The sequence below is a fragment of the Janthinobacterium rivuli genome (assembly GCF_029690045.1).
Classification (GTDB): Bacteria; Pseudomonadota; Gammaproteobacteria; order Burkholderiales; family Burkholderiaceae_D; genus Janthinobacterium; species Janthinobacterium rivuli.
This window is the reverse complement of sequence record NZ_CP121464.1, coordinates 3,229,758-3,251,193: the sequence shown is the minus strand read 5'-3', so window position 1 is coordinate 3,251,193 and position 21,436 is coordinate 3,229,758. Positions and strand designations below refer to the sequence as shown.

The following is a 21,436-nucleotide window of genomic DNA, read 5'->3' as shown; positions in this document are numbered from 1 at the left end:
GGCTACTCCTTGAAAGGGGATACGGACGCGGCCAGCAGCGCCGTGCGCAAGGCGCCCGGGCTGGCCAGGCGCAGGGTGGCGGCGCTGGGGCCCTTGCCCACTTTCACGCCCTGCCCGCCTGCTTGTTGTACAAAGGCAAAGCCTGCCTCGTCGGTGGTGTCATCGCCCGCGAACACGGGCCGGCGGCCGGCGAATGGCGCCTCCACCATGAAGGCGGCGATGGCGCCACCCTTGTCCGTGGAGGCCGGCTTGGCTTCCAGGACCATTTTGCCATGCAACAGCAATACCCCCGGGCACGCTTGCACGGCCGCCGTCATTTCGTGCACGCACAATTGCTCGAGTTCGGGCGCCAGCCGGTAATGCAGGGCCACGGCGCCGCGCTTGTGTTCCACCAGCAAGCCGGGATATATCGCCGCCAGCGCCCGGGCGCGGGCCAGCACGGGCGAAACGTCGGGCGTGGCCGCCACATGCAGCACGCCATCGGCGTCGCGCCGCTCCACGCCGTGCACGCCGGCAACCGGCAGGGTCAAGGGCGCCAGCATGGCATCGATCTGGGCGATGGGACGGCCGGAAATGAGGGCCAGCGCGCCGCCATGGCGTTCGGCCAGCAGCGCCAGCGCTTCGACCACGCCCCCTTCCAGGCGCACGCCGTCGGGCGTGGAAGCCAGGTCGACCAGGGTGCCGTCGAAGTCGAGGAAGACGGCACTGCCGGGCGCACCCAGCAGCTGCAACAAGGCCGCGCTATCGTCAGGTGTATCGTCCATCAGATCCCCTTGCGCCGCTTGATGCGGCTGTGGGCGTCGATCTTGGTCATGACCTTGTCGCGCTGGCGCAAGCGGGCCGCGTCCAGCAGCATGCGCCCCGCCCATCGGTAGACATTGAAATGTTTCACACGGGCCCGCATGCTTTTCATGCGCTCGCGCTGCTCCACGGGCGGCATCACAAGGGCGCGGTACAGGGCTTCGGCGCCCTGCTCGATGTGGTAGGGGTTGATGATCAGCGCTTCATGCAGCTCGCGCGCGGCGCCCGTGAATTGGCTCAGCACCAGCACGCCCAGCTCGTCGTCGCGGGCGGCGATGAATTCCTTGGCCACCAGGTTCATGCCGTCATGCAAGCTCGTCACCATGCACACTTCGGAAGCGCGGAAATAGCGCTGCAAATCGTCCTGTCCATGGTGCTCGGCTTTCAGCAGGATGGGCACGTAGTTGCCGCTGCCGAAGCGTCGGTTGATGCGTTCGACCATCTTGCGCACCCGGGCGTCGAAACTTTGATATTCATCGAGCGAAGCGCGGCTGGGGGCGGCAATTTGCACGAAGGTAAAATTGCCCACCATGCCAGGCTGCTGTTCCAGCATGCGCTCGACGGCCTGGAAGCGTTCGACGATGCCTTTCGTGTAATCGAGGCGGTCCACGCCGATGCCCAGCAAGTGGTCGGGCGCCACGCCCAGTTCGCTGCGGATTTGCGCGCGGCACGTGGCCACGTCGGGCTGCGCCGTATCATCGTCGGGCCAGGCGATGGAAATCGGGTAATCCTCGACCTGCGTCATCTCGCCGCCGTAGGAAATAGTCGACGCTTCCGGCTCGATACGGGTTTCCAGGTAGCGGTCCACCGTTTCCAGGAAATTCTTGCGGTGGAATGGCGTATGGAAACCGAGAATCGTGCTGCCCAGCAAGCCGTCGAGGATTTCTTCGCGCCATGGACAGATGCCGAACGATTCCGAATTCGGCCAAGGGATATGCCAGAAGGTAATAATCGTCGCCTTCGGCAAGGCTTCGCGCACCATGCGCGGCAACAAGGCAAAGTGGTAATCCTGCACCAGCACGACGGGGTTGTCCGTCTTCGCCTCGGCGATCACGGCGTCGGCGAAGCGGCGGTTGACTTTTACATACTGCTCCCAGTCGGACGAGCGGAACACGGGGCGCACATGGGCGATATGGCACAGCGGCCACATGCCTTCATTGGCGAAGCCATAATAATAGCCCTGCTCTTCCTCTTGCGTCAGCCACACGCGGCGCAAGGTATAGCTGGGATTGTCGGGCGGCACGGGGACATGGTCGAGCTTATCGACCGTCTCGCGGTCGGCGGAACCGGCGCCATGCGCGATCCACGTGCCGGAACAGGCGCGCATCACGGCTTCCACGGCCGTCACCAGGCCGCTGGCCGGGCGCTGCACCGCAATACCATTCTCCGTTTTGGTGTGGATGTAAGGCTCGCGGTTCGACACCACCAGCACCTGGTCGCCCTGCAAGTCCGCTTCCAGCAAGGCGCGCAGCTTGTCCGGCGTCCAGTCGGACGACCAGCCGTTATCGCCCTGGCGTTCCAGGTGGTATTCCTGCAGCAATTCGCGCAAGTCGCCGATCAGCGGCTGCATTTCCGGCGGCGGCGCGGGCACGGCGGCGGGAGCGGCGGTGGCCACTGCGCCATTACTTTTCGGCAGTAATTCGCCCCGTAAAATTTCCTTCACGGCCGACAGCCAGCCGCGCCAGCTCAAGTGCGCGACGAACACGGTCATCAGGGAAATCAGCACGGCCAGCACGGCCAGGAAGGCAAATATAAAACGTTTGGTATCCGTATTGCGGCGCTCGACAAAGCTCATGTCCTGCACCAGCACCAGGCGTCCCAGCTGCGATGCATCCTGCATCACGGGCGTTTCGCTGAGGTGGACTTGGCCTTGCGGCAATTGCGCCAGGGATTTGTACAGGCCTCCCGTAGGAGGCGTGCTCCAGCAGCCGATGGAGGCCGGGTATTGCGCGGATTGGTACAGCAAGTGGCCCGCGTTGTCGCAAAAGCCGATGGCGATCAGGCGTTCGTCGCGCGTGGCGCCCTGGAACAGTTCGCTGATGCGGGTGGCGTCTTGCGCGGGCAGGTATTCAGTGAGCGAGGGCCGGAGGGTTCCAGCGAGCAATTCTGCTCGGCTGTCGAGATCGCGCACATACCAGCGCAGGGTGATGTTGTCGAGCAGGGGTACTACGATATAGGCAAACAGTCCCAGCACCAGGGCCAGTGGCAGGATGAAGCGCAAGGACATTCGGAGTGATCGTACTATCATCGTTTTCCTTTGCAAAAACAAAAAGCATGGCAAGTATGACTATGTTTCCGCTGCGGCGACGCCCGTTTGCTTTCCGTATTGAAACGTCAACGTGACATGGCGCAGCGCAGCAATTTCGTCCAGTATCCACGTTGACGCAAGTCTTATCCGTACGGCAACGCACGCCCCCGTTACGCCATCTGCCCGTAAAATACCCGCTTCCGACATCCCTCACCAATCCAGTCTAAGGAGTTTTCGCCTATGGATCTCAGCACGTTCCACTCGCTGATGGGAGGCCCGCTGCGCTCGGCGCTGACCGTGCTCGTTTCCGCCCTGCTCGTCACCGTGGTCGCCATCGGCGTGCACCGGGCCGGCATCGGCTTGCTGAAAAGACTGGCCAATGGCCGACCGTTCACCACCAACGCCACGCGCGTGGCCTTCCGCGCCAGCCAGCTGTGCGTGATCGTCTTCGGCTTGCGCATGGTGCTGGCCGGCGCGCCCGACGACACGCCTGGCCTCGTTGCCATGTCGCACATGGCCAGCGTGGCGCTGATCATCGCGCTGACCTGGCTGGCCATGCAATGCATCCAGGCCCTCTCCATCACGATTTCCGAAGTCAATCCCGTCGACGTGGCCGACAACCTGCGCGCGCGCCGCCTGATCACCCAGGCCCGCGTGCTCACGCGCAGCGCGCACGCCATCGTCGTGATCCTGGGCCTGGCCTTCGTGCTGCTGACCCTGCCCGGCGCGCGGCAGATCGGCGCCAGCCTGCTGGCCTCGGCCGGCGTCGCGGGCCTGGTGGCCGGTATCGCTGCCCGTCCCGTGCTCGGCAATTTCATTGCTGGGCTGCAAATTGCGTTTTCGCAACCGATCCGCATCGATGACGTGCTGATCGTCAATGGCGAATGGGGCAAGGTCGAGGAAATCAAGGGCACCTATGTCGTCGTGCGCGTATGGGACGAGCGGCGCCTGATCGTGCCGCTGCAATGGTTCATTGAAAATCCGTTCGAGAACTGGACGCACAGCTCGTCCACACTGCTGGGCACGGTGTTCCTGTGGCTCGATTTCAGCATCCCGCTCGAACCGCTGCGCGCGGAACTGGCGCGCATTTGCGAATCCGCCACGCAATGGGATGGCCGCGTCTGCACGGTGCAGGCGACGGATTCGAACGAGCGGGCCGTGCGCGTGCGCTTTCTGATCAGTGCGGCAGATTCGGGCCTGGCTTTCGAACTGCGCTGCCTCGTGCGCGAGCAGATGCTGGCCTTCATCACCACCCACTACCCGCACGGCCTGCCCCGCTTGCGCTCCACGCACGACCCCATCGAGGTGCATGCGATGCAGGCGCAGAACGACAGCGTGTCGCTGCACAAAGCATAAAAAAACCTGCGGCGCGCTGCCCTGGCCCGCGCGCCGCTAAAATAAGGCGCATGAGCACCACCGCCTGGTTCATCCTGATCGGCTGCCTGATGCTGGCGCGCGGCCTGGGCGCCGACAGCATCGCGCGCCTGCCATTGACTTCGGCCATGGCTTACCTGGGCGTGGGCCTGCTGCTGGGCCCCATGTTCCTTGGCCTGTTTTCCTTCGACCTGGTGCGGCAGGCGCCGCTGCTGGAAACCCTGACGGAAATCGCCGTCCTCATCTCCCTGTTTTCCGCCGGCGTCAAGATGCCCGTGCCTTTCAGCCTGGCGCGCTGGCTGCCGTCGCTGCGCCTGGCGTGGCTGTCGATGGCCATTTCCGTGGCCCTGGTGGCCGCGTTCGCCTACTGGGTGCTGGGCCTGCCCCTGGGCGCGGGCGTGCTGCTGGGCGCCATCCTCGCGCCCACCGACCCCGTGCTGGCCACCGACGTGCAGCTGCGCCATGCGGGCGACAGCGAGCAATTGCGCTTCATCCTGACCAGCGAGGCGGGCATGAACGACGGCAGCGGCTTTCCCTTCGTCATGCTGGGCCTGGGCTTGCTGGGCCTGCATGAGCTGGGGCCGCACGGCGCCACCTGGCTGTGGCGCGACTTGCTCTGGGCCAGCGCGGGCGCCATCGCCCTGGGCGCGGCCGGCGGCGCGCTGCTGGCCTGGCTGGGCTGGCAGGTGCGCGCCAAGGAACCGAAGCACGCCATGCTGGACGACCTGGCGGCGCTGGGCTTGATCGCCCTCGTGTATGGCCTGGCCACGTGGCTGCACGCGTGGGGCTTCTTGGCCGTGTTCTTTGCCGGCGTGGCCTTGCGCCAGACGGAACTGCGGCTGGCCGGCGCGCCAAAAGACCGGCAAGGCTTGCTGCAGGCCGAGGACACCCACGCCGTGTCCGCCGCCAGGCCGCACGACAGCGACGTGCCGCTGACCGTCAGCGGCGAATCGCTCGTCTTCAAGGAACACCTGGAACGCCTGTCCGAACTGACCCTGGTGCTGCTGCTGGGCGGCGCCGTCACGGCCGCCGCCTGGAGCTGGCAGGCGTGGAGCGTGGCCCTGTTCCTGCTGCTGGTGGCGCGCCCGGCCAGCGTGATGCTCGGTTTGCTGGCTTCGGGCACCAGCGTGCGCCTGCGCGGGCTGGCCGCCTGGTTCGGCGTGCGCGGCATCGGCTCGCTGTACTACCTCAGCTATGCCATCGCGCATGGCTTGCCGCGTCCCCTGGCGCGCGAGCTGGCCGACATCACCCTGGTCGTCGTCATCCTGTCCATCGTCGCGCACGGCCTGACGGTCAAGCCTTTGCTGGAACGCTACTGGCGCAAATAACGGATGCAAATAGGCGCCGGCGATCCCCCTTTGTCATTGCTGCACAGCAATGTTTTGTCAATTGCCCCTATGGCGGGCAGAAATATTGTTAAGATCATTAAAAATGGCAAAAGAGAGAAGCAATGAAACGACGAAGTGTGCTGGGACTGGGCGTCTCACTGGCCCTGCTGCAAACGGGCTGCGCCACCGATCCGGCCAGGCTGGCGTGGGAAACAGAATTTGACGGCTTCATGCGCGACGGCCTGGCCCGCACGGAAACGCCGGGCATGAGCGTGGCCGTGGTGCGCGGCGAACAGACCATTTTCTCGCGCGGCTATGGCTGGGCCGACATCCAGGCCGGCAAGAAGGCCGATGCCAACACGGTGTTCCATGTCGCCTCCGTCAGCAAGCTCGTCACGGCCACGGCCGTCATGATGCTGCTGGAACAGGGCGCCTTCCAGCTCGACGACAAGGTGGCGGCCTATCTGGACTTCCCGCTCATGCATCCGAAGTTTCCCGACGTGCCCATCACCTTTCGGCATTTGCTGAGCCACACCTCGGGCATTTCCGACGCCGTGTACGAAAAGACGACGGCCTTTGCCGTGCAGGGCGACCCGCGATTGCCCCTGCGCGACTTCGTCAAGGGCTATCTGTCGCGCGGCGGCGCCTGGTATGACGCGGACGTGTCGTTTGCCGCCCGACCCGGCACGGAATGGCGCTACAGCAATGTCGGCATCGCCCTGCTCGGCTATCTGGTGGGCCGTTTGAACCCCGACGGCCTCGACGCCTTTGCACACGAGCACCTGTTCGAACCGCTGGGCATGGACAGCACGGCGTGGAATTTGGCCGGCTTGCCGCGGCGCGCCGTCGTGGCCCAGCCGTATGCGCACAAGGAGGCGGGCCTGCAAGTGCTGCCGCCCGTCGGCTATCCGGACTGGCCGGCCGGCCTGCTGCGCAGCTCGGCGCATGACTTCGCCCGTTTCCTGGCCATCTTCAGCAATAACGGCCGGGTCGAAGGCCACCGCTACCTGCAGGACGCCACCCTGCAATTGTTTTTCGCGCCGCAAGCGGCCGCCGTCTCGCCCGCCGATGCATCCGTGCGGCAAGCCCTGGTGTGGCTGCTGCGCGACGTCGATGGCAGGCCGCTGGCCACGCACAGCGGCGGCGACCCGGGTGCCGCGTCCGTCGTCTGCGTGGACCGCGCCAGCAAGACAGCCGTGCTGGCCTTCGCCAACGTCAGTGCCGACAAGGAGTTTCGTTCATTCCAGAAAGAAGTCGTGCTGCGCCTGCTGGCCCATGGCGGCAGCGGCGTGCTGGCGCGGTAGGCATGCCGCTTGTGTGAGCGGGCGCACGGTAGCGTACAAGCAAGAAAGTATGCTGTGCTGGTCAGACTTGACACTCAACGAGGAGACCAGCATGACGAACCGCATCGGCAACAAGGACGTGGCGCAACAGCGCAGCAAAAGTGAAAAAGCCCGCATCAAGGCACAGAACATCGCCAGCGAGTTGGTCAAGCGGGCCGAGGCCAGGGCCAAGTACCGCAACGCCGTCAAGGGACAAGCGGGCCAGCCGGGCCAGCCCGCTCCTGCTGGCTAGGCCCCGAACCAGCCGCGCAGTTTTTCGGCGGCCCGTTCCTTGACCTCGGCCGTGATGTAGGTGGCGACCGTGGCGACGGCCGCCGCCAGCACGGCCAGGTCATCCGCATAGCCGACCACGGGCGTGATGTCGGGAATCGCATCGATGGGCGAAATGAAATAGCCGAGCGCGCCATAGATGGCCGTCTTGGCCCACAGTGGCGTATTCGGCTGCTGCGCCGCGTAGTACAGCCACAGGGCTTTTTCGATGACTTCGCGTCCCGCCGTCTTGGCGAACTTGACGACCTTGTCCCAGAAGCTGTCATCCGTGTATTTCTTTTCATACTGCTTGTCGGCCTGGGGGGCGTGGTCTTCTTCCAGATTCTTTTTTCTGCCAAACATCTGCTGCTCCTGTCTGTGCCGCGCACGGCGTTACGAATGCGCACCTTAGCATAACGGCGCGACGGGTGCGCGGCCTGCAAGGTACCTTATATCCATGGAAATATCCGCCACCACCACGGCCCGCGCGGCCGGCCTGCGCTACACGGGCGACCATCAAAGCGGCATCGCCAGATTGGGCAAGCCCGGCAAGTTCCGCTACCGCGACACGGACGGCCATATCCTGCGCGATGCCGCCACCCTGGCGCGCATCAAGGCGCTGGCCATACCGCCGGCCTGGACGGACGTGTGGATCTGCCCGCACGCCAACGGCCACCTGCAGGCGACGGGACGCGACGCGCGCGGCCGCAAACAGTACCGCTACCACGCGCGCTGGCGCCAGGTGCGCGACGAAGTGAAATACGAGCGCATGCTCAGCTTTGGCCGCGCCCTGCCCGCCATCCGCGCCGCCGTCGCGCGCGGCATGCAGTTGCCGGGTTTGCCCCGTGAAAAAGTGCTGGCCACCATCGTCCACCTGCTGGAATTGACGATGATGCGCATCGGCAATGAAGAATACGCGCGCACGAACAAAACGTTCGGCCTGACCACCCTGCGCACGCGCCATGTGCAGGTCGACGGCAGCGCCGTGGCCTTTCACTTCAAGGGCAAGAGCGGCGTGCGCCACGATATCCGCCTGAGCGACCGGCGCCTGGCCAGGGTGCTGCAGCGCATGCGCGAACTGCCGGGCCAGGAACTGTTTCAATATGTCGATGAGGACGGTGCGCGCCATGGCGTCGATTCGGGCGACGTCAACGACTACCTGCGCGAGGTGACGGGCGAAGACTACACGGCCAAGGATTTCCGCACCTGGTCCGGCACCCTGCTGGCCGCGCTGGCCCTGCAGGCGTTCGAACAGGTCGATTCCGATGCGCAAGCGAAGAAAAACATCGTGCAGGCGATCGAGTCCGTGGCGAAAAAGCTGGGCAACACGCCGACGATCTGCCGCAAGTGCTATGTGCACCCGGCCGTGCTGGAATCGTATCTGGATGGCAGTTTATTGGAAGGCATGCGCGCGCGGGCGCGGCAGCAGATGCAGGACGATTTACAGGCGCTGGCGCCGGAGGAAGCGGCCGTGCTGGCCTTGCTGCAGCAGCGGCTGCAGGGTGCGCTCAAGCCTGGCGCGCGGGCTGCGGCTGGCAGCGTACCGACAGTGTGAGGGCGTCGCTGCTGCAGATGGGCAAGGCGCCGTGGCCAGCATCGCGCGCCACGGGCGCCGGCGCGGCGTCGCTGGCCGGCGCCTCGACCGTCGTCATCCAGGTGGCCGCCAAGGTCGAGAAGGTAAACAGGCAGATCAGCAGGAAAGGCTTGTTCACGTGGAGGGACTGGCCTGGCTTTTGCATCGCATACTCCGTCGGACTGGTTGGCTGTTTCAGCATGGACACGATCATCGCGTGTTTCCGCAAGGCATACAATCAGACAGTTTCGACAAGACGGGTAGGACAGCGCTGACAGGCTCAGCCATAAAGACCTGTGTCGGCAGATTTGACACCTGCTCCCGCCCGCATCCGCCAAGCCCTTGTTTTTACAGCACAATTGATACAGGAACGCTTCCTGCTTGACCTCCTGCCTGGGCACGCTTGGCGCCAGTCAACGGGGGAACGATCATGAGCTTTATAAAACAGGCGCTGCTGGCGCTGCTGCTATGCGCGATGTCTGCCGCGCATGCCACCAGCATCGGCTACACGGCAACATCGCTGGGCGGCACGCAGTGGCGCTACGACTATACGGTCAGCAATACCACGCTGGCCATTCCCATCGAGGAATTCACCTTGTTCTTCAGCGTGGGCCAGTACGCCAACCTGCACAGCGTCTCCACGCTGCCAGGCTGGGACGTGCTGCTGGTGCAGCCCGACCCAGCCATTCCAGGCGACGGCTACCTCGACGCGCTGGCGCTGGCCGGCGGCATCGCGCCCGGCGCCACGGCCACGGGCTTTTCCGTCACCTTCGATTACCTGGGCGCGGGCAGCCCTGGCGCCCAGCCGTTTTCCATCCTCGATCCTGTCTCCTTCATCGAGCTCGAGGCGGGCATCACGCAGCCGGCCGCCGTCGCCCTGCCCTCCACCCCATGGCTGTTGCTGGCGGGCGTACTGGCCATGGCCTGCCTGCGGCGCCGGCAACTGGCGGGCGCCGCGCTGGCCACAGGGCTGGCAATGGGCCTGTGCGCCTGCGGCGGGCCGAACGATCCCACGCAAGCACCCGCGCCAAAGGTCATGCTGGCCGCCGCCGCGACCAGCACCACCGCCCAGGCCGCCGGAGACCTGGAAGTGACCTTGCTGGAAAAAGTGGCCGAACAGCGCGTCAGCCGCACGGCCTGGGACTATACCTACCGCGTGCACATCCGCAACAATGGCGGCGAAGCGGCCAGCAATCTGCAAGCCGTGCTGGCCAGCGCGCCTGCAGGCTGCACCATCATCGATGGCGAGGTGCAGGCCGGCAGCATCGGCGCGGGCGCCACCGTCACGCCCACCGACACCATCACCCTGCGCATCGAGCGCAACATCCCCTTCCAGAGCGCCGGTCTGACGTGGACCTTCAGCACCGGCGCCGGCCTCGTCCTCGCCCCCGTGCGGCCCGCGCAAGTGGTCGTGCTGCCGCTGGCCGGGCTGGGCTTTCCCGACGGCGCCGACAGCGTCAAGGCCAGCGGCGCCGTCACGGACGTGCTGCTGCAGGACGGCAGCCTGCGCTTTTCCACGCCCGGCGACACGGGCGTAGACCAGCACGCGCAATTTACCCTCAGCAAGGGCGGCAAGACCACCACCCTGGACTTGCTGATCCAGACGGCACTGCCCACGGCCGTGGAAACCTATGTGGAGCCGGACGACGATGGTAACCTGCCCTCCGCGGCGCCCGTGCTGGCCATCACGGGACTGGGGCCGAACAACCGGTTGCAGCCGGGCGCCCTGGGGTTCCGCCTGATGGGCGCGGCCCCGATCACGCTGCAGGATGACAGCGACGGCCTGCTGTCGACCCCGAATGGCCTGGCCATCAGCCTGAAGACCTACTGGACGTTCGATGCGGCCAGCGGCACCTTCAGCATCAGCGCCACGGCCATGCAGCAACTGCTGGCCTCCTTGCCCAACGGCAGTTATGACCTGAACCTCAATTTCGTCTCGCAGGATGGCGAATTCACGGCCAGCTATGCCTTGATCGTCATCAAGTCCGGCATCGTGCTGCAAGGACAGTTGCGCACGCCGGCAGGCGGCAATGCCACGGGGCTGGCCGGCAAGAAAATGTTATTGGCCGGCTATAACAACCACCAGCGCCAGGTGGCCGTGGTCGACGCCACGGGCGCCTTTCACTTCGATGGCGTGCTGCCCGATACCTACCAGCTGACCTTGAACGACCTCGTCCACCCGAACGTGGTCAGCGTCAGCGCCGTCGTGTTTGAGAACAGCAGCAGCGTCAACGTCGGCATCGTCTACCCGTACGGGGCCGGCCTGGCCCTGCGCGCCGAGGCAAAGACCTATGTGGCAGGCAGCGTCACGCAGGATGGCGCCGGGCCGCGCGCGCGCGAAGTGCCCGCCGGCCCCCGCGCCGCGGGCGACGCCACGCCGCAGGATGACGAGGGCAGCAAGACGTTCACGGCCACGGCGGCCGCGCAAAACCAGACCATCACGACGCCCGTCGCCTTCACGGTACCGAAAGGCACGAAAAACGTGGGCGTGAAAATCACCGTCAGCACGGCCGAGTATCCCACCTACACGACGGCGCAAAGCCAGTACAACGATACCTGGTCGTACGCCGTGACGGGGCTGCCCGGCGTCAACCTGGCCGCCACGGGCGCCGTCAACCAGACGCACTTCACGCAAGGCACCATCGTCAGGACGGAGTGCGTCGACGTCAACAAGCAAACCGAGGCTGGAGCCTTGAGCCTGGGCGGCAACGTCAGCGCCACGAATATCGGCGACAGCGCCCTGGCCACCGTGACGACGGTGGAACTGAGCCTCGCCTGCAAGGGCTTGAAGGTGACGCTGGCGAAGTTCAGCTCGCCGAACCAGGCCGCCCACCCCGTGCTGCAGCCGATCAAGCTGACGGGCAATCTGGCGGGGCCGTATGTATCCGTGTCGCAAGGAACGGCCACGGCCACGCACACCGTGCCGCTGGAATTGCACTACACGCCGGCGGCGGCAACGATTACGGAAGTCAACATCGGCATCTCGTCGGGCGGCGGCGATCCCGCCTTCAGCACGGAGAATTTATTGTCCCAAACGAATACCAAGACTGCCGGCACAGTGAAATTCCCCAGCCTGGTGCTGCCAGCCTTTGCCGGCGCCAAGCTCGACAAGAAGGCCGTCGTCACGGTGCGACTGAAAGGCAGCATCGACAATGTCGATGCCAGCTCCGACCCGGCCGAAGGGGGGCAAGTGGAGTTCAAGGGCGACACGGCCTACACCCCCCTGTACCTGGCCAACGACGAGGCGGCGCTGGCGGCGCGGCGCTACGGCACGCGCGATGCGGGCGGCGATTCGTGGGCCACGCGCCTGGCCATCGCCTGGCTGGCGGGCAAGCCCTACCGTTTCGACGACATCAGCGGCCAGCACGTGACGCAGACGGCAACGGGCCGTTCCATCCTCGGCCACAGCGGCCACAGCGACGGCCAGCAGATCGACTTGCGCTACGCGGACGGCGCGGGCGGCTACACGGACGCGCTGGGCGGCCAGAACGATGGCGCCGCCATTCACCAGCTGATCAATGCCGCGAAGGCGGAAGTGGTGGCCAACCCCGCGCAAAAGCCGAAACTGGCCGCCCTGCTGGCGTGGATCGCGGCGAACCGCGCCATGCTGGACTTGGAAGCGGCGCCGGCCAGCACGCGCGTCATCTACATCGGCCCCAGCTTCATCAAACTGGCCCTCGTCGACGGACGTTTTTCCGCCGCCCCGACCGACCATATCCCCGGCGCTGGCACCTGGACCAAGCCGGCAAAGGTGCACATCGAGGCGGGACACCTGAGCCACTGGCACATCAGCATCACGGCCCATCCGTAAGCAAGGTCAGGCGGGCAGATCGGACAGTTCCAGCTCCGAAAAGCCCGCCCGGCGCCGCGCTTCCAGATTGAACGGGCCGCGCAGGGTCGGCGCTTCGTAGCGCAGCGCCAGCTCGGCATAGGTGGCGCGCAGCTCCAGGCCCCTTTGATCGCACAGGTAGCCGTACCAGCGGTTGCCGATCTCCACGTGCCCCACTTCATCGCGCAGGATGATGTCGAGGATGGCGGCGGCGGCCATGTCGCCCGCCTGCGCCAGCTTGGCGCGCAGCGGCGGAATCGCGTCCAGGCCCCGCGCTTCCAGGGTGCGCGGCACGAGCGCCATGCGCGCCAGCACGTCGCCGCGCGTCTTGTCGACCATTTCCCACAGGCTATCGTGGCCGGGAAAGTCGCCGTACGTGTGGCCCAGCACCTGCAAGTGCGCCTGCAGCATGGCAAAGTGCGTGGCTTCCTCTTTTGCCACGCGCAGCCAGTCCGTATAGTAATCAAAGGGCAAATCGGGGAAGCGCCACAGGGCGTCGAGCGCCAGATTCATCGCATTGAATTCGATGTGCGCGAGCGCGTGAACCAGCATGGCGCGCCCTTCCGGCGTGATCATCGAACGCCGCCCCACCAGGCGCGGCGGCACCAGTTCCGGACGCTCGGGACGCCCTGGCACGGGGCCGGTCGGCGCCAGCGGCGCCTGCGCATCGAGCGCAAGCTGTGCTTCGGCCATGGCCGCCACCATCGCCACCTTCGTTGCCGGATCCGGTTCGAGCAGGCAGGCGAGCGCATCCGTTCGCAGTTCCTGTGGCGGCGTGGAGGTCAATGGAGATGATGCGTGCATGGTGCTTCCTTCGTGCGCGTTCTTGAACAAGGCGCGCAGTGTATCAAATTGCCTGCCCCAGCAGCCAGTCGAACAAGGCCTGCACTCTTGCCGGCAGAGGTGTCCGCGCGGCGTGCACGAGGTAATACGCCTGCGGGCCGGCCAAGGCAAACCCGCCAAACGGCAGGATCAGCTGGCCGCTGTCCAGCCATGGCTGCACCAACTGGCGCCGGCCCATGGCCACGCCCGCGTGGTGGATAGCCGCCTGCGCGCACAGGTCGGCGCGGTCGAATCGCAGGCTGCGCGCGGGCAAACTCACCTCGGGCGCCTGCCCGTTTAGCCACAAACGCCACTCGGCATCGGGCGCGCAGGCGGGCCAGGCCAGGGTGTCGTGCAGTACCGTCGCGCCGGGCAAGTTGCGTGGCGCATCCAGCAAGCCGTGCTGGCGCGCATATTGCGGGCTGCAGACGGGCGCCAGCCATTCATCCATCAGCTTGCGCGAGGCCAGGCCGGGAAAGCTGCCGTCGCCATAGTGCAAGGCCAGGTCGACCTGGCCGGCGCGAAAGTCGACACTATCATTGCCCACGCGCAAGTCCATCGACACGTCCGGATATTGCGCAGCGAAGCCTGCCAGCCGCGGCACCAGCCAGCATTGCGCAACAGATGGGCGCGCATGCACGGTGACGCTGCCTGCCAGCGTGTCGCCGCCGGCCAGGGCCGCGTGCAGGCTGTCCCAGCCACTTTGCAGGGCGGCGAAGATGCGTTCGCCGTCTTGCGTCAGCCTGACCTGGCGCGTCAGGCGCTCGAACAGCCGCAAGCCCAGGCTGCTTTCCAGCCGGGCGATGCGGTGGCTGACGGCGCTGGGCGTCAGCGCCAGTTCCTGCGCCGCCAGCGCGAAACTGGCGTGGCGCGCCGCCACAAGAAAGGTGTGCAGGTTGGCGAACTGGCTGGCCGTCAGCGTGGCCCTGAGCGGCGCGCCGGCCGGCATCAAACGGCTCCGGCCGCCAGCAAGGCGCGGCCGCGCGCCACGTAGGCGTCCATTTCCGCCTGCGGCACCATACTGCCGCCCGTGCCCCACACCAGGTGCGTGGCCTGGGCCAGATTCGGTTGATATTGCGATGCGGCCAGCACGGGCTGGATGCCGGCGAAACCGGCCACGGCGGACGGTTCCAGGCGCAAGCCTTGCGTTTGCTCAAGCGTCGCCAGCAAGCGGTACAGTTCTTCATCCGTGACAGTGGCGTAGCCGTCGATCAGCCGCTGCATGGCGCGTCCGACGAAGCCGGACGGGCGTCCCACGGCCAGACCATCGGCGGCCGTCAGGTTGTCGATGCCGATTTCCTGCACGCTGATGCCATCATGCAAGCCCGTGTGCACGCCCAGCAGCATGCACGGCGAGTGGGTCGGCTCGACAAACACACAGTGAACCGCGTCGCCAAAGGCCAGCTTCAAGCCGAAGGCCACGCCGCCGGGACCGCCACCCACGCCGCACGGCAGGTAGACGAACAGCGGGTGCTGCGCATCGACCGCGACACCAAGTGTCACGAACTGGGCTTTCAGGCGCTGCCCCGCCACCGCGTAGCCGAGGAACAGATCGTGCGAGTTTTCATCGTCGACGAAGTGGCAAGTCGGATCGTTTTCCGCCTGTTTGCGCCCCGCTTCCACGGCCACGCTGTAGTCGGTCGGGTATTCGACGACGGTCACGCCATGGCTGCGCAATTTATCTTTCTTCCATTGCCGCGCGTCGGCCGACATGTGCACGGTGGCGCGAAAGCCCAGGCGCGCGCTCATGATGCCGATCGACAAGCCCAGATTGCCCGTGGAGCCGACGGCGATCGCATACTGGCCAAAGAAAGCGCGCACGGCATCGCTGGCCAGCAGGCTGTAATCATCGCCCTCTTTCAGCAAGCCGGCGTCGAGCGCCAGCATTTCCGCATGTTTCAGCACTTCATAAATGCCGCCGCGCGCCTTGATCGAGCCGGAAATGGGCAAATGGCTATCCTGCTTGAGCCACAGCTGACCGCTCGTCATGCTTGATGCCAAACCCAGCGCCGCCTGCATGGCCGGCAGCGGCACGACGGGCGACTCGATGATGCCGCCGCTGGCCTGCGTTTCCGGAAACGCCCTGGCCAGATAGGGCGCGAAACGCGCCAGGCGTGCGCTGGCGTCGGCCACGTCAGCCGCCGTCAAGCCCACGTCATTCAAGGCCTCGGCAGCGGGTGCGATGGCGGGATTGAACCAGCTCAAGGGCTGCAAGGCCATCAATTCTGTAATCAGGGGAAATTTTTCGCGCAGCGCGGAGATGGCGGAAGTGGGCAGCATGGCAAGCTCGTCAAGGAAGAAGCCATGATTAGACCGCATCCTGACGCCGCTGGCAAACGATGCTTGCTCAGGCGATGGATGACCACAGATCATCTGTGATGCCGCGACAGAAAAAAAACAGGCTAGTCGCCAGGGGCAGGAGCCCTGGATTTTCTGCTGCTCAAGAACGATGCGATGAACACGGCTGGAAAACAGGCCAGCCAAAGATAGCATCCGGCACCGAATCCCAGCACTTCATAGGAACCATTATCACTAGGAATTGTCTTGATGCCAAAGGCTGTCAGTGCCAGCGCAAAGCCAAAAAAGGCGGCCAGCTTGGCGGCACTGGGCTTGTCTTTCGAGAAGTACATGGCAAAAATAAGCAGCGGATTGGCAAACCAGGCAAAACTGCCAGCCAACGGCCCTAACCAGCCGAGCAATAATACGCCCCCACCCAGCAAGACTTCGTGGGAGTGCACGATTGCCGTCAAGAACAGCGATACCACATACGCGACAACAGTCAGGGACAGCACGATGGCGGCGGCATCTTCGCCAAGCAGTTTGCGGGGAAAAATACTTATCTCCTTATGGTTCACACGGCACGGAGCCAGCTTCCTACCCGCACAGGCCTCGCTATCGCACCTGGACGGCACATGCCGGCAACAGGACGCCATGCAGCATAACAAATTACCAAGAAGAAACATACGCACATTGTCACGACCACCTGGCTTTCGCCTATGCGGTGAGTTCGGCAGGCGCCTTCCACCTGCCGCAACGGCAGCTGGAAGGCGCCATTGCGCTTAGAACGTCAGCTGCAGCCCCAGATCAATCGACCGGCCCTCGGCCGGCAAGGCTTGCAGCGCGCCGCCGTTCGCCTTCAAGCCCGACAGATACACGCCACCGAGCGGGTCCGCATACGCGCGGTTGAACAGGTTGCTGACACCGGCGCTCAGGCTGGCCATCTTGTTCAATGCCACGCTGCTGCGCAGGTTGACGAGCGCGTAGCCGCCCGTTTCCGGTTCGAAGCGGCGCGCATCGACCTTGTCCTTGCGGACCACGATCTTCGTTTCGATGCGGCTGCTCCAGGCCCCCAGCTTGTGCTCGACGGCCAGCAAGGCGTTGAACGGCATCATGCGGTACAGGTCGCCGCCATCGCTGCGCTTGCCCCGCGTGTAAGCGGCATTGCCCGTCGCCATGAAGCGGCCCCAGCGCGCGCTGCTGGCCAGCGGCAACTGCCACGCCACATTGGCGCCATACAACTTGGCGTCGTGGTTGGCAAAGCGCAGCAAGTTGCCGTTGGCACCCATTTTCATGTACGGATGGAAAGACGCCAGCACGTCGACGTCGATGTAATTGTCGACCTTGCTGTAATAGGGATTGACGCGCAGGAACCAGCCCTCCTCGCCGCCGCCATGCCAGTCGGCCGTGAATGCCGCCGTATAAGCCGTCTCGGGTTTCAGGTCGATATCGCCCACATAGCCGTTGCCGTCGCCAAACCAGTTGGTCATGGTCATGGCCATCGAGCCGCGGCCCCAGGAATAGCGCTCGTACAGGTTGGGCGAGCGCACCTTGCGCGCCAGCGCGAATTCATAGCTGCTGGCAAGATCCGGCGTGAAGGTAGCTTGCGCCGAAGCATCGATATTCGTGTCGCGCTGGCTGCGGCTGCGCGCATTGAAGGCCTTGGCGGCCATCAGGTCCGGCATGTTCATCATATTGGTGCCGTACGATTGCACGTCGCCCGCATCCATGCGCACGGATTCGCCGCGCAAGCCCAGCACGCTCGTCCAGCGCGCATCATGGCGCGTTTCCAGCTCGCCAAACAGCACGGTGCGGTCGCGCTTGCCATCGTTGATGTTCAGATAGGTGCGCGGCCCCATCATCATGGAACCGGGCACGGCCGGCCAGTAATCGTCGAGGCGGAAGCCATGCCACTCCTGGCCCAGGCGCAACTCGCCCGCGCTCATGGGCAGGCTGGCCATCAGCGCATAGCCAGTATTGCGTCCATGCGTAATCATCGGCATCGAACCCTTGCGCTCGGGCGAGAAAAAGCCCATTTCATGGTCCGTCTGCTGCCAGTAGGCGCGCGCGTCGAGCACGCCCCAGCCGAATTCGCCTTTGTAGGCGAGATTGGCGAACTGGCCATGGTTATCCGTCATGTCCATGTACTGGTTGGGGAAGCCCTGATACGGAATGTGCTGCACGCCGGCGCGCAGGGTCAGCTGCTGGCCATCGCGCTTGGCCGCCAGCACGATGGACTGGTTGATGCTTTCATACATGCTGGCCAGCACTTTATTGCCGTGACCGTCTTCATAGCTGTGTCCGCGCGTGTAAGCGCCGCTGTAGCCGATGCTGAGCACGTCGCTGGCGGCCGAGGCGTTCACGCTGGTCGCCACGCTGTTGTTGACGCTGCGGCCCGACACGGCAAAGCTGCCTTGCGTCAGCAGGCCCGCACCGGGCTGGGCGAACACGGGGGCGTTCGATTGCACCTCGATGGTGCCGGCGATGCTGTCGCCACCCGCGCTGACGGGTGTCACGCCCGCGATCAACTTGATGCGCTGCACCTGCTGCGGATCGATGTACGACAGCGGCGCATTCATGTGATTGGCGCAGGCCGACGTCAGTTCCATGCCGTCGATGCGGATCTTGATACGGTCATCGGCAAAGCCATTCACGACGGGCAAGCCGGATACGCCGCCGCCTGCCGCCACGCTGTAGCCGGGTGTGCTGCTGAGCATCAGGGCCGTGTCGGCGGCGGGACGGTAGCCGTCGCCGATGGCCGTGACGATGACTTTCATTTCAGGCAGTACCTGTTCAGTGCGCGTTTGCGCCACGGCGGGCATGGCGATGGCGAGGGAAATCAATAACGGTAAATGTTTCATGGTGCTGCTTTCAGATTCTGTATGGGCAAGACGAACAGGCGCAAGCGCAGCACAGCACATTGCCGCGCGGCACAAGGCAGTTCAGGGAAAGGACAGATCAGAAAGCGGCGGGCGGACCGCGAGGCTGGACAGGCGTCCAGGCAAACAGGGGTGTGGCGGATTGGTAGAACAGCTCGGGCAGCAAGCCCGTGAGGATTTCTCCGGAAGCGAGCACGAGGGTCGTGGGCGGCATCGACAAGGTGTCGGCATGCATGCTGCAGCACGGGCAATCGCCCATGCGCATGCCGCCCTTGGAGGTATCGGGGGCGTCGGTATTGAATGTTGCGGGCAGCATATTCATGCCGCCCGCCACCGAACAGATTTCCAGGCTGGGCACGGCCAGGCCGCTGGCGACCGTCAGCGCGCGCGACACCGTAGGGGCGAGCGTGGCCAGGAAGATGGCGATACACGCGATCCACAGGACAATGCTGGCCTTGCCTTTGCTGATGAACATGGCAACATTGTATCAGCGCAAGGCCCCTGCGCACAGGGCGCAAGTCAAACCTTGCTTACAAATCGACCTTCATGCTCAGCTTGATGGCGCGCGGCGCGCCCGACGCCAAACGCGTGCCGGCGCCGGCCCAGTAGCGCTTGCCGGCCGCATTTTCCACATTCAGCTGCCACACGACGGCCTTGTCCAGCACGCGGCTCGCATAGCGGGCGCCGGCGCTGAACAGGCTCACGCCACCTAAGAAGGCCTGGTTCAGGTCGTTGACGGGACGGGCGCTGTAGTAATACGCGCCGCCGTTGACGGACAGGCCCGGCACGGCGTCAAACGCGTAAGCGAGGAAGGCGCTGGCCGTGCGTTTCGACGCGTTTTCCGGCGCCTTGCCGTTGTAGTCGGCATTGATGTGCGCAAAGCGAGGGTCGAGGAACTGGGCCGAGGTCTGCCACGACAACTGACGCGTCAGCTTGCCCTGGGTCGACAGTTCCAGGCCACGGTAGCGCTGTTCACCGTCCGACGTGAACACATTGCCGGCATTCGTGTAGTAGCCGGGGCGCGTGATGTCGAACAAGGCGGCGGAAACCAAAGTGCCGCCCGGCGTCAGCCAGCGCGCGCCCAGTTCCTTTTGTTTACTCACGCCGGGCGCCATCTTGACGCCCTGGTTGACGGTGCCCGTCGGGCCCGTCTCGCCCTCTTCCAGCCCCCGCGCCGTGGACGCATAGAACGACAGCTCGGGCGTGGCCTTGTAGATCAACGAGGCCATCGGCGTCGTCTTGCTGACGTCGTAGTGGCTGGCGCCTTGGTCGCTTTGATAGCTGCTGCGGCGCACGCCGATGACGCTTTGCCATTGCTGGCTGAAAACCATGCGGTCGAGCGCGTACAAGCCCGTGTCGCGCGTGTCGAGCGCGGCCGTCGTCGGCACCGTCGGTTTGGGACCGAACACGACATTCGTCACGGGGACCGGGTTGTACAGGTTTTGCGAGGCGATCGTGTAATTGCTTTGGTAGATAGCATCTTGCGACTTGTCCGTGCGCGAGGCGCCCAGAGTCAGTTCGTGGGCAACGAAGCCCGTATTAAAATTGCCGGCCAGTTCCGTGCGCAGCAAGTCCGACGCCATCACGCTGTGCTGGATATTGCCCGTGATGCGGCCCGCGCCCGTGGCCAGCGCGGCAGCGTTGTTCAGCCGGAAGATGGCCAGGCGGCGGTCGCGCGCCGTTTCCGAGTGGCCCGCCTCCACCGTCAAGGCCCAGCCATCGGCGATGGCGTAGTCGGCGCGCAATTGCGCGTTTTTCGTTTGTGCTTCGAAATTCGACCAGTCGGGGCCGATCAACTGGCGTGGATCGACGGCGCGCGGCAAGCGGATCACGCCTTTCACGGCCGTGGGCAAGGCCACGCCCGCCTGCTCCGTCACCCTGCGGCGCTCGTATTCCAGGTCGGCCTTGAGCAGCAATTTGTTCGTTACTCTCCAGTCGAGTGCCGTGGAAAGGAAGCGGCGGTTGCCGTTGCCGACATGGTCGAGGTAGGAACCCAGGGTGCCGCCGGCCGCATTCACGCGCACGCCGAATTCCTGTTGCGCGCCAAAGCGGCGCGCCACGTCGACGTTCGCCACGGCACTGCCACGGTCATCGAGGCTCAAGCCCATGCTCGTGACGGGCTGGCTGCCGGCCCGCTTGGTAACGAAATTGACGACGCCGGCTGGCGACGTAAAACCGTAGTACAGGGCCGAGGCGCCCTTCAGCACTTCCACCCGCTCCTTGTTTTCCATGGGTACTTGCGAGAAGTTCATGATGGGCAGGGAACCGTTGAGGCGGTAATTCGTGCGGTTTTCCACGGCGATGCCGCGTATCACCAGCTGATCCCACGTCTCTCCCCCGTTTTGCTGGCGCGTCACGCCGGCCGTGTTACGCACGGCGTCGTACAGGCCGGACACGGCTTGCTGCTCCAGCAATTCGCGCGTGATCACGTTGACGGTCGACGGCACGTCCATGATGCTGGCGCCACGGAAACTTCCCGCCTCCGTGGTCAGCGGCACCAGTCCTTGCGCGCGGGCGCCCGTCACTTGCACGGCTTGCATGACTTTCTCATCGCCAGCCGTCGGCTCGTCCTGGCCGCCGGCTGCATTGGCCGCCAGCACGGCGTGGGAAGCGAAGGCCAGCGACAGGGCTGCGGCGACTGGAAGTAAGCGGGTACGAGGAGTGACGACAGGCATGACATCAGGCTTTCAATGAGAAAATAGTGCGGATGAGA

Annotated in this window: 17 protein-coding genes; 6 read left to right on the top strand and 11 right to left on the bottom strand. The window is 65.0% G+C overall.

Annotated features, from left to right (window positions below):
- Positions 1-2 precede the first annotated feature (2 nt).
- Both otsB and P9875_RS14735 read right to left on the bottom strand, forming a co-directional pair.
- On the bottom strand, positions 3-764 hold the full coding sequence (gene otsB / locus P9875_RS14740) for a trehalose-phosphatase (protein WP_278315727.1): 762 nt from the start codon (positions 762-764) through the stop codon (positions 3-5).
- Positions 764-3,028: an alpha,alpha-trehalose-phosphate synthase (UDP-forming) gene (locus P9875_RS14735; protein ID WP_278315726.1), complete on the bottom strand. Its 2,265-nt coding sequence runs from the start codon at positions 3,026-3,028 to the stop codon at positions 764-766. Before P9875_RS14735 ends, otsB begins: the two co-directional genes overlap by 1 nt.
- Positions 3,029-3,289: 261 nt before the next feature.
- Here P9875_RS14735 and P9875_RS14730 point away from each other — a divergent pair, with 261 nt between their 5' ends.
- The 4 genes from P9875_RS14730 (at position 3,290) to P9875_RS14715 (ending at position 7,326) form a co-directional block, all read left to right on the top strand.
- A complete protein-coding gene (locus P9875_RS14730; RefSeq protein ID WP_278315725.1) occupies positions 3,290-4,405 on the top strand; it encodes a mechanosensitive ion channel family protein in 1,116 nt (371 codons plus the stop codon).
- A gap of 50 nt (positions 4,406-4,455) precedes the next feature.
- Entirely contained in the window at positions 4,456-5,751 is a 1,296-nt protein-coding gene (locus P9875_RS14725) for a cation:proton antiporter (RefSeq protein WP_278315724.1), read from the top strand.
- 122 nt (positions 5,752-5,873) lie between these two features.
- Positions 5,874-7,055 (top strand): serine hydrolase domain-containing protein, encoded by a 1,182-nt coding sequence (locus tag P9875_RS14720; RefSeq protein WP_278315723.1) that lies wholly within the window; start codon positions 5,874-5,876, stop codon positions 7,053-7,055.
- A 91-nt stretch (positions 7,056-7,146) separates the two neighbouring features.
- Positions 7,147-7,326 (top strand): hypothetical protein, encoded by a 180-nt coding sequence (locus P9875_RS14715; RefSeq protein ID WP_278315722.1) that lies wholly within the window; start codon positions 7,147-7,149, stop codon positions 7,324-7,326.
- Here the strand turns inward: P9875_RS14715 and P9875_RS14710 are convergent.
- On the bottom strand, positions 7,323-7,706 hold the full coding sequence (locus tag P9875_RS14710) for a YkvA family protein (RefSeq protein WP_046685558.1): 384 nt from the start codon (positions 7,704-7,706) through the stop codon (positions 7,323-7,325). The genes P9875_RS14715 and P9875_RS14710 overlap by 4 nt on opposite strands.
- Positions 7,707-7,800: 94 nt before the next feature.
- Between P9875_RS14710 and P9875_RS14705 the strand changes: the two genes are divergently transcribed.
- Complete coding sequence (locus tag P9875_RS14705) at positions 7,801-8,898, top strand: DNA topoisomerase IB (protein ID WP_278315721.1); 1,098 nt, start codon at positions 7,801-7,803, stop codon at positions 8,896-8,898.
- Here the strand turns inward: P9875_RS14705 and P9875_RS14700 are convergent.
- Entirely contained in the window at positions 8,852-9,118 is a 267-nt protein-coding gene (locus tag P9875_RS14700) for a hypothetical protein (protein ID WP_176390634.1), read from the bottom strand. The two genes, P9875_RS14705 and P9875_RS14700, sit on opposite strands and share 47 nt — an antisense overlap.
- Before the next feature lie 228 nt (positions 9,119-9,346).
- On the opposite strand from P9875_RS14700, the gene P9875_RS14695 reads away from it, so the two are divergent.
- Complete coding sequence (locus tag P9875_RS14695) at positions 9,347-12,727, top strand: hypothetical protein (protein WP_278315720.1); 3,381 nt, start codon at positions 9,347-9,349, stop codon at positions 12,725-12,727.
- 6 nt (positions 12,728-12,733) lie between these two features.
- Here the strand turns inward: P9875_RS14695 and P9875_RS14690 are convergent, their stop codons facing one another.
- The 7 genes from P9875_RS14690 to P9875_RS14660 form a co-directional block, all read right to left on the bottom strand.
- The gene (locus tag P9875_RS14690; RefSeq protein WP_278315719.1) at positions 12,734-13,549 is read right to left on the bottom strand and encodes a ferritin-like domain-containing protein; all 816 of its coding nucleotides are present in this window, start codon (positions 13,547-13,549) and stop codon (positions 12,734-12,736) included.
- A 43-nt stretch (positions 13,550-13,592) separates the two neighbouring features.
- Positions 13,593-14,516 (bottom strand): DNA-binding transcriptional regulator DsdC, encoded by a 924-nt coding sequence (dsdC, locus tag P9875_RS14685; protein WP_278315718.1) that lies wholly within the window; start codon positions 14,514-14,516, stop codon positions 13,593-13,595.
- Complete coding sequence (locus P9875_RS14680; RefSeq protein ID WP_278315717.1) at positions 14,516-15,847, bottom strand: D-serine ammonia-lyase; 1,332 nt, start codon at positions 15,845-15,847, stop codon at positions 14,516-14,518. Before P9875_RS14680 ends, dsdC begins: the two co-directional genes overlap by 1 nt.
- A gap of 122 nt (positions 15,848-15,969) precedes the next feature.
- On the bottom strand, positions 15,970-16,422 hold the full coding sequence (locus P9875_RS14675) for a hypothetical protein (protein WP_051958450.1): 453 nt from the start codon (positions 16,420-16,422) through the stop codon (positions 15,970-15,972).
- A 204-nt stretch (positions 16,423-16,626) separates the two neighbouring features.
- Positions 16,627-18,705 carry a TonB-dependent receptor gene (locus P9875_RS14670; protein WP_278315716.1) on the bottom strand — a complete coding sequence of 693 codons (2,079 nt, stop codon included), beginning with the start codon at positions 18,703-18,705 and terminating at the stop codon, positions 16,627-16,629.
- 97 nt (positions 18,706-18,802) lie between these two features.
- Entirely contained in the window at positions 18,803-19,198 is a 396-nt protein-coding gene (locus tag P9875_RS14665; protein ID WP_278315715.1) for a DUF2946 domain-containing protein, read from the bottom strand.
- A 55-nt stretch (positions 19,199-19,253) separates the two neighbouring features.
- Positions 19,254-21,398 (bottom strand): TonB-dependent siderophore receptor, encoded by a 2,145-nt coding sequence (locus P9875_RS14660; RefSeq protein WP_278315714.1) that lies wholly within the window; start codon positions 21,396-21,398, stop codon positions 19,254-19,256.
- Positions 21,399-21,436 lie beyond the last annotated feature (38 nt).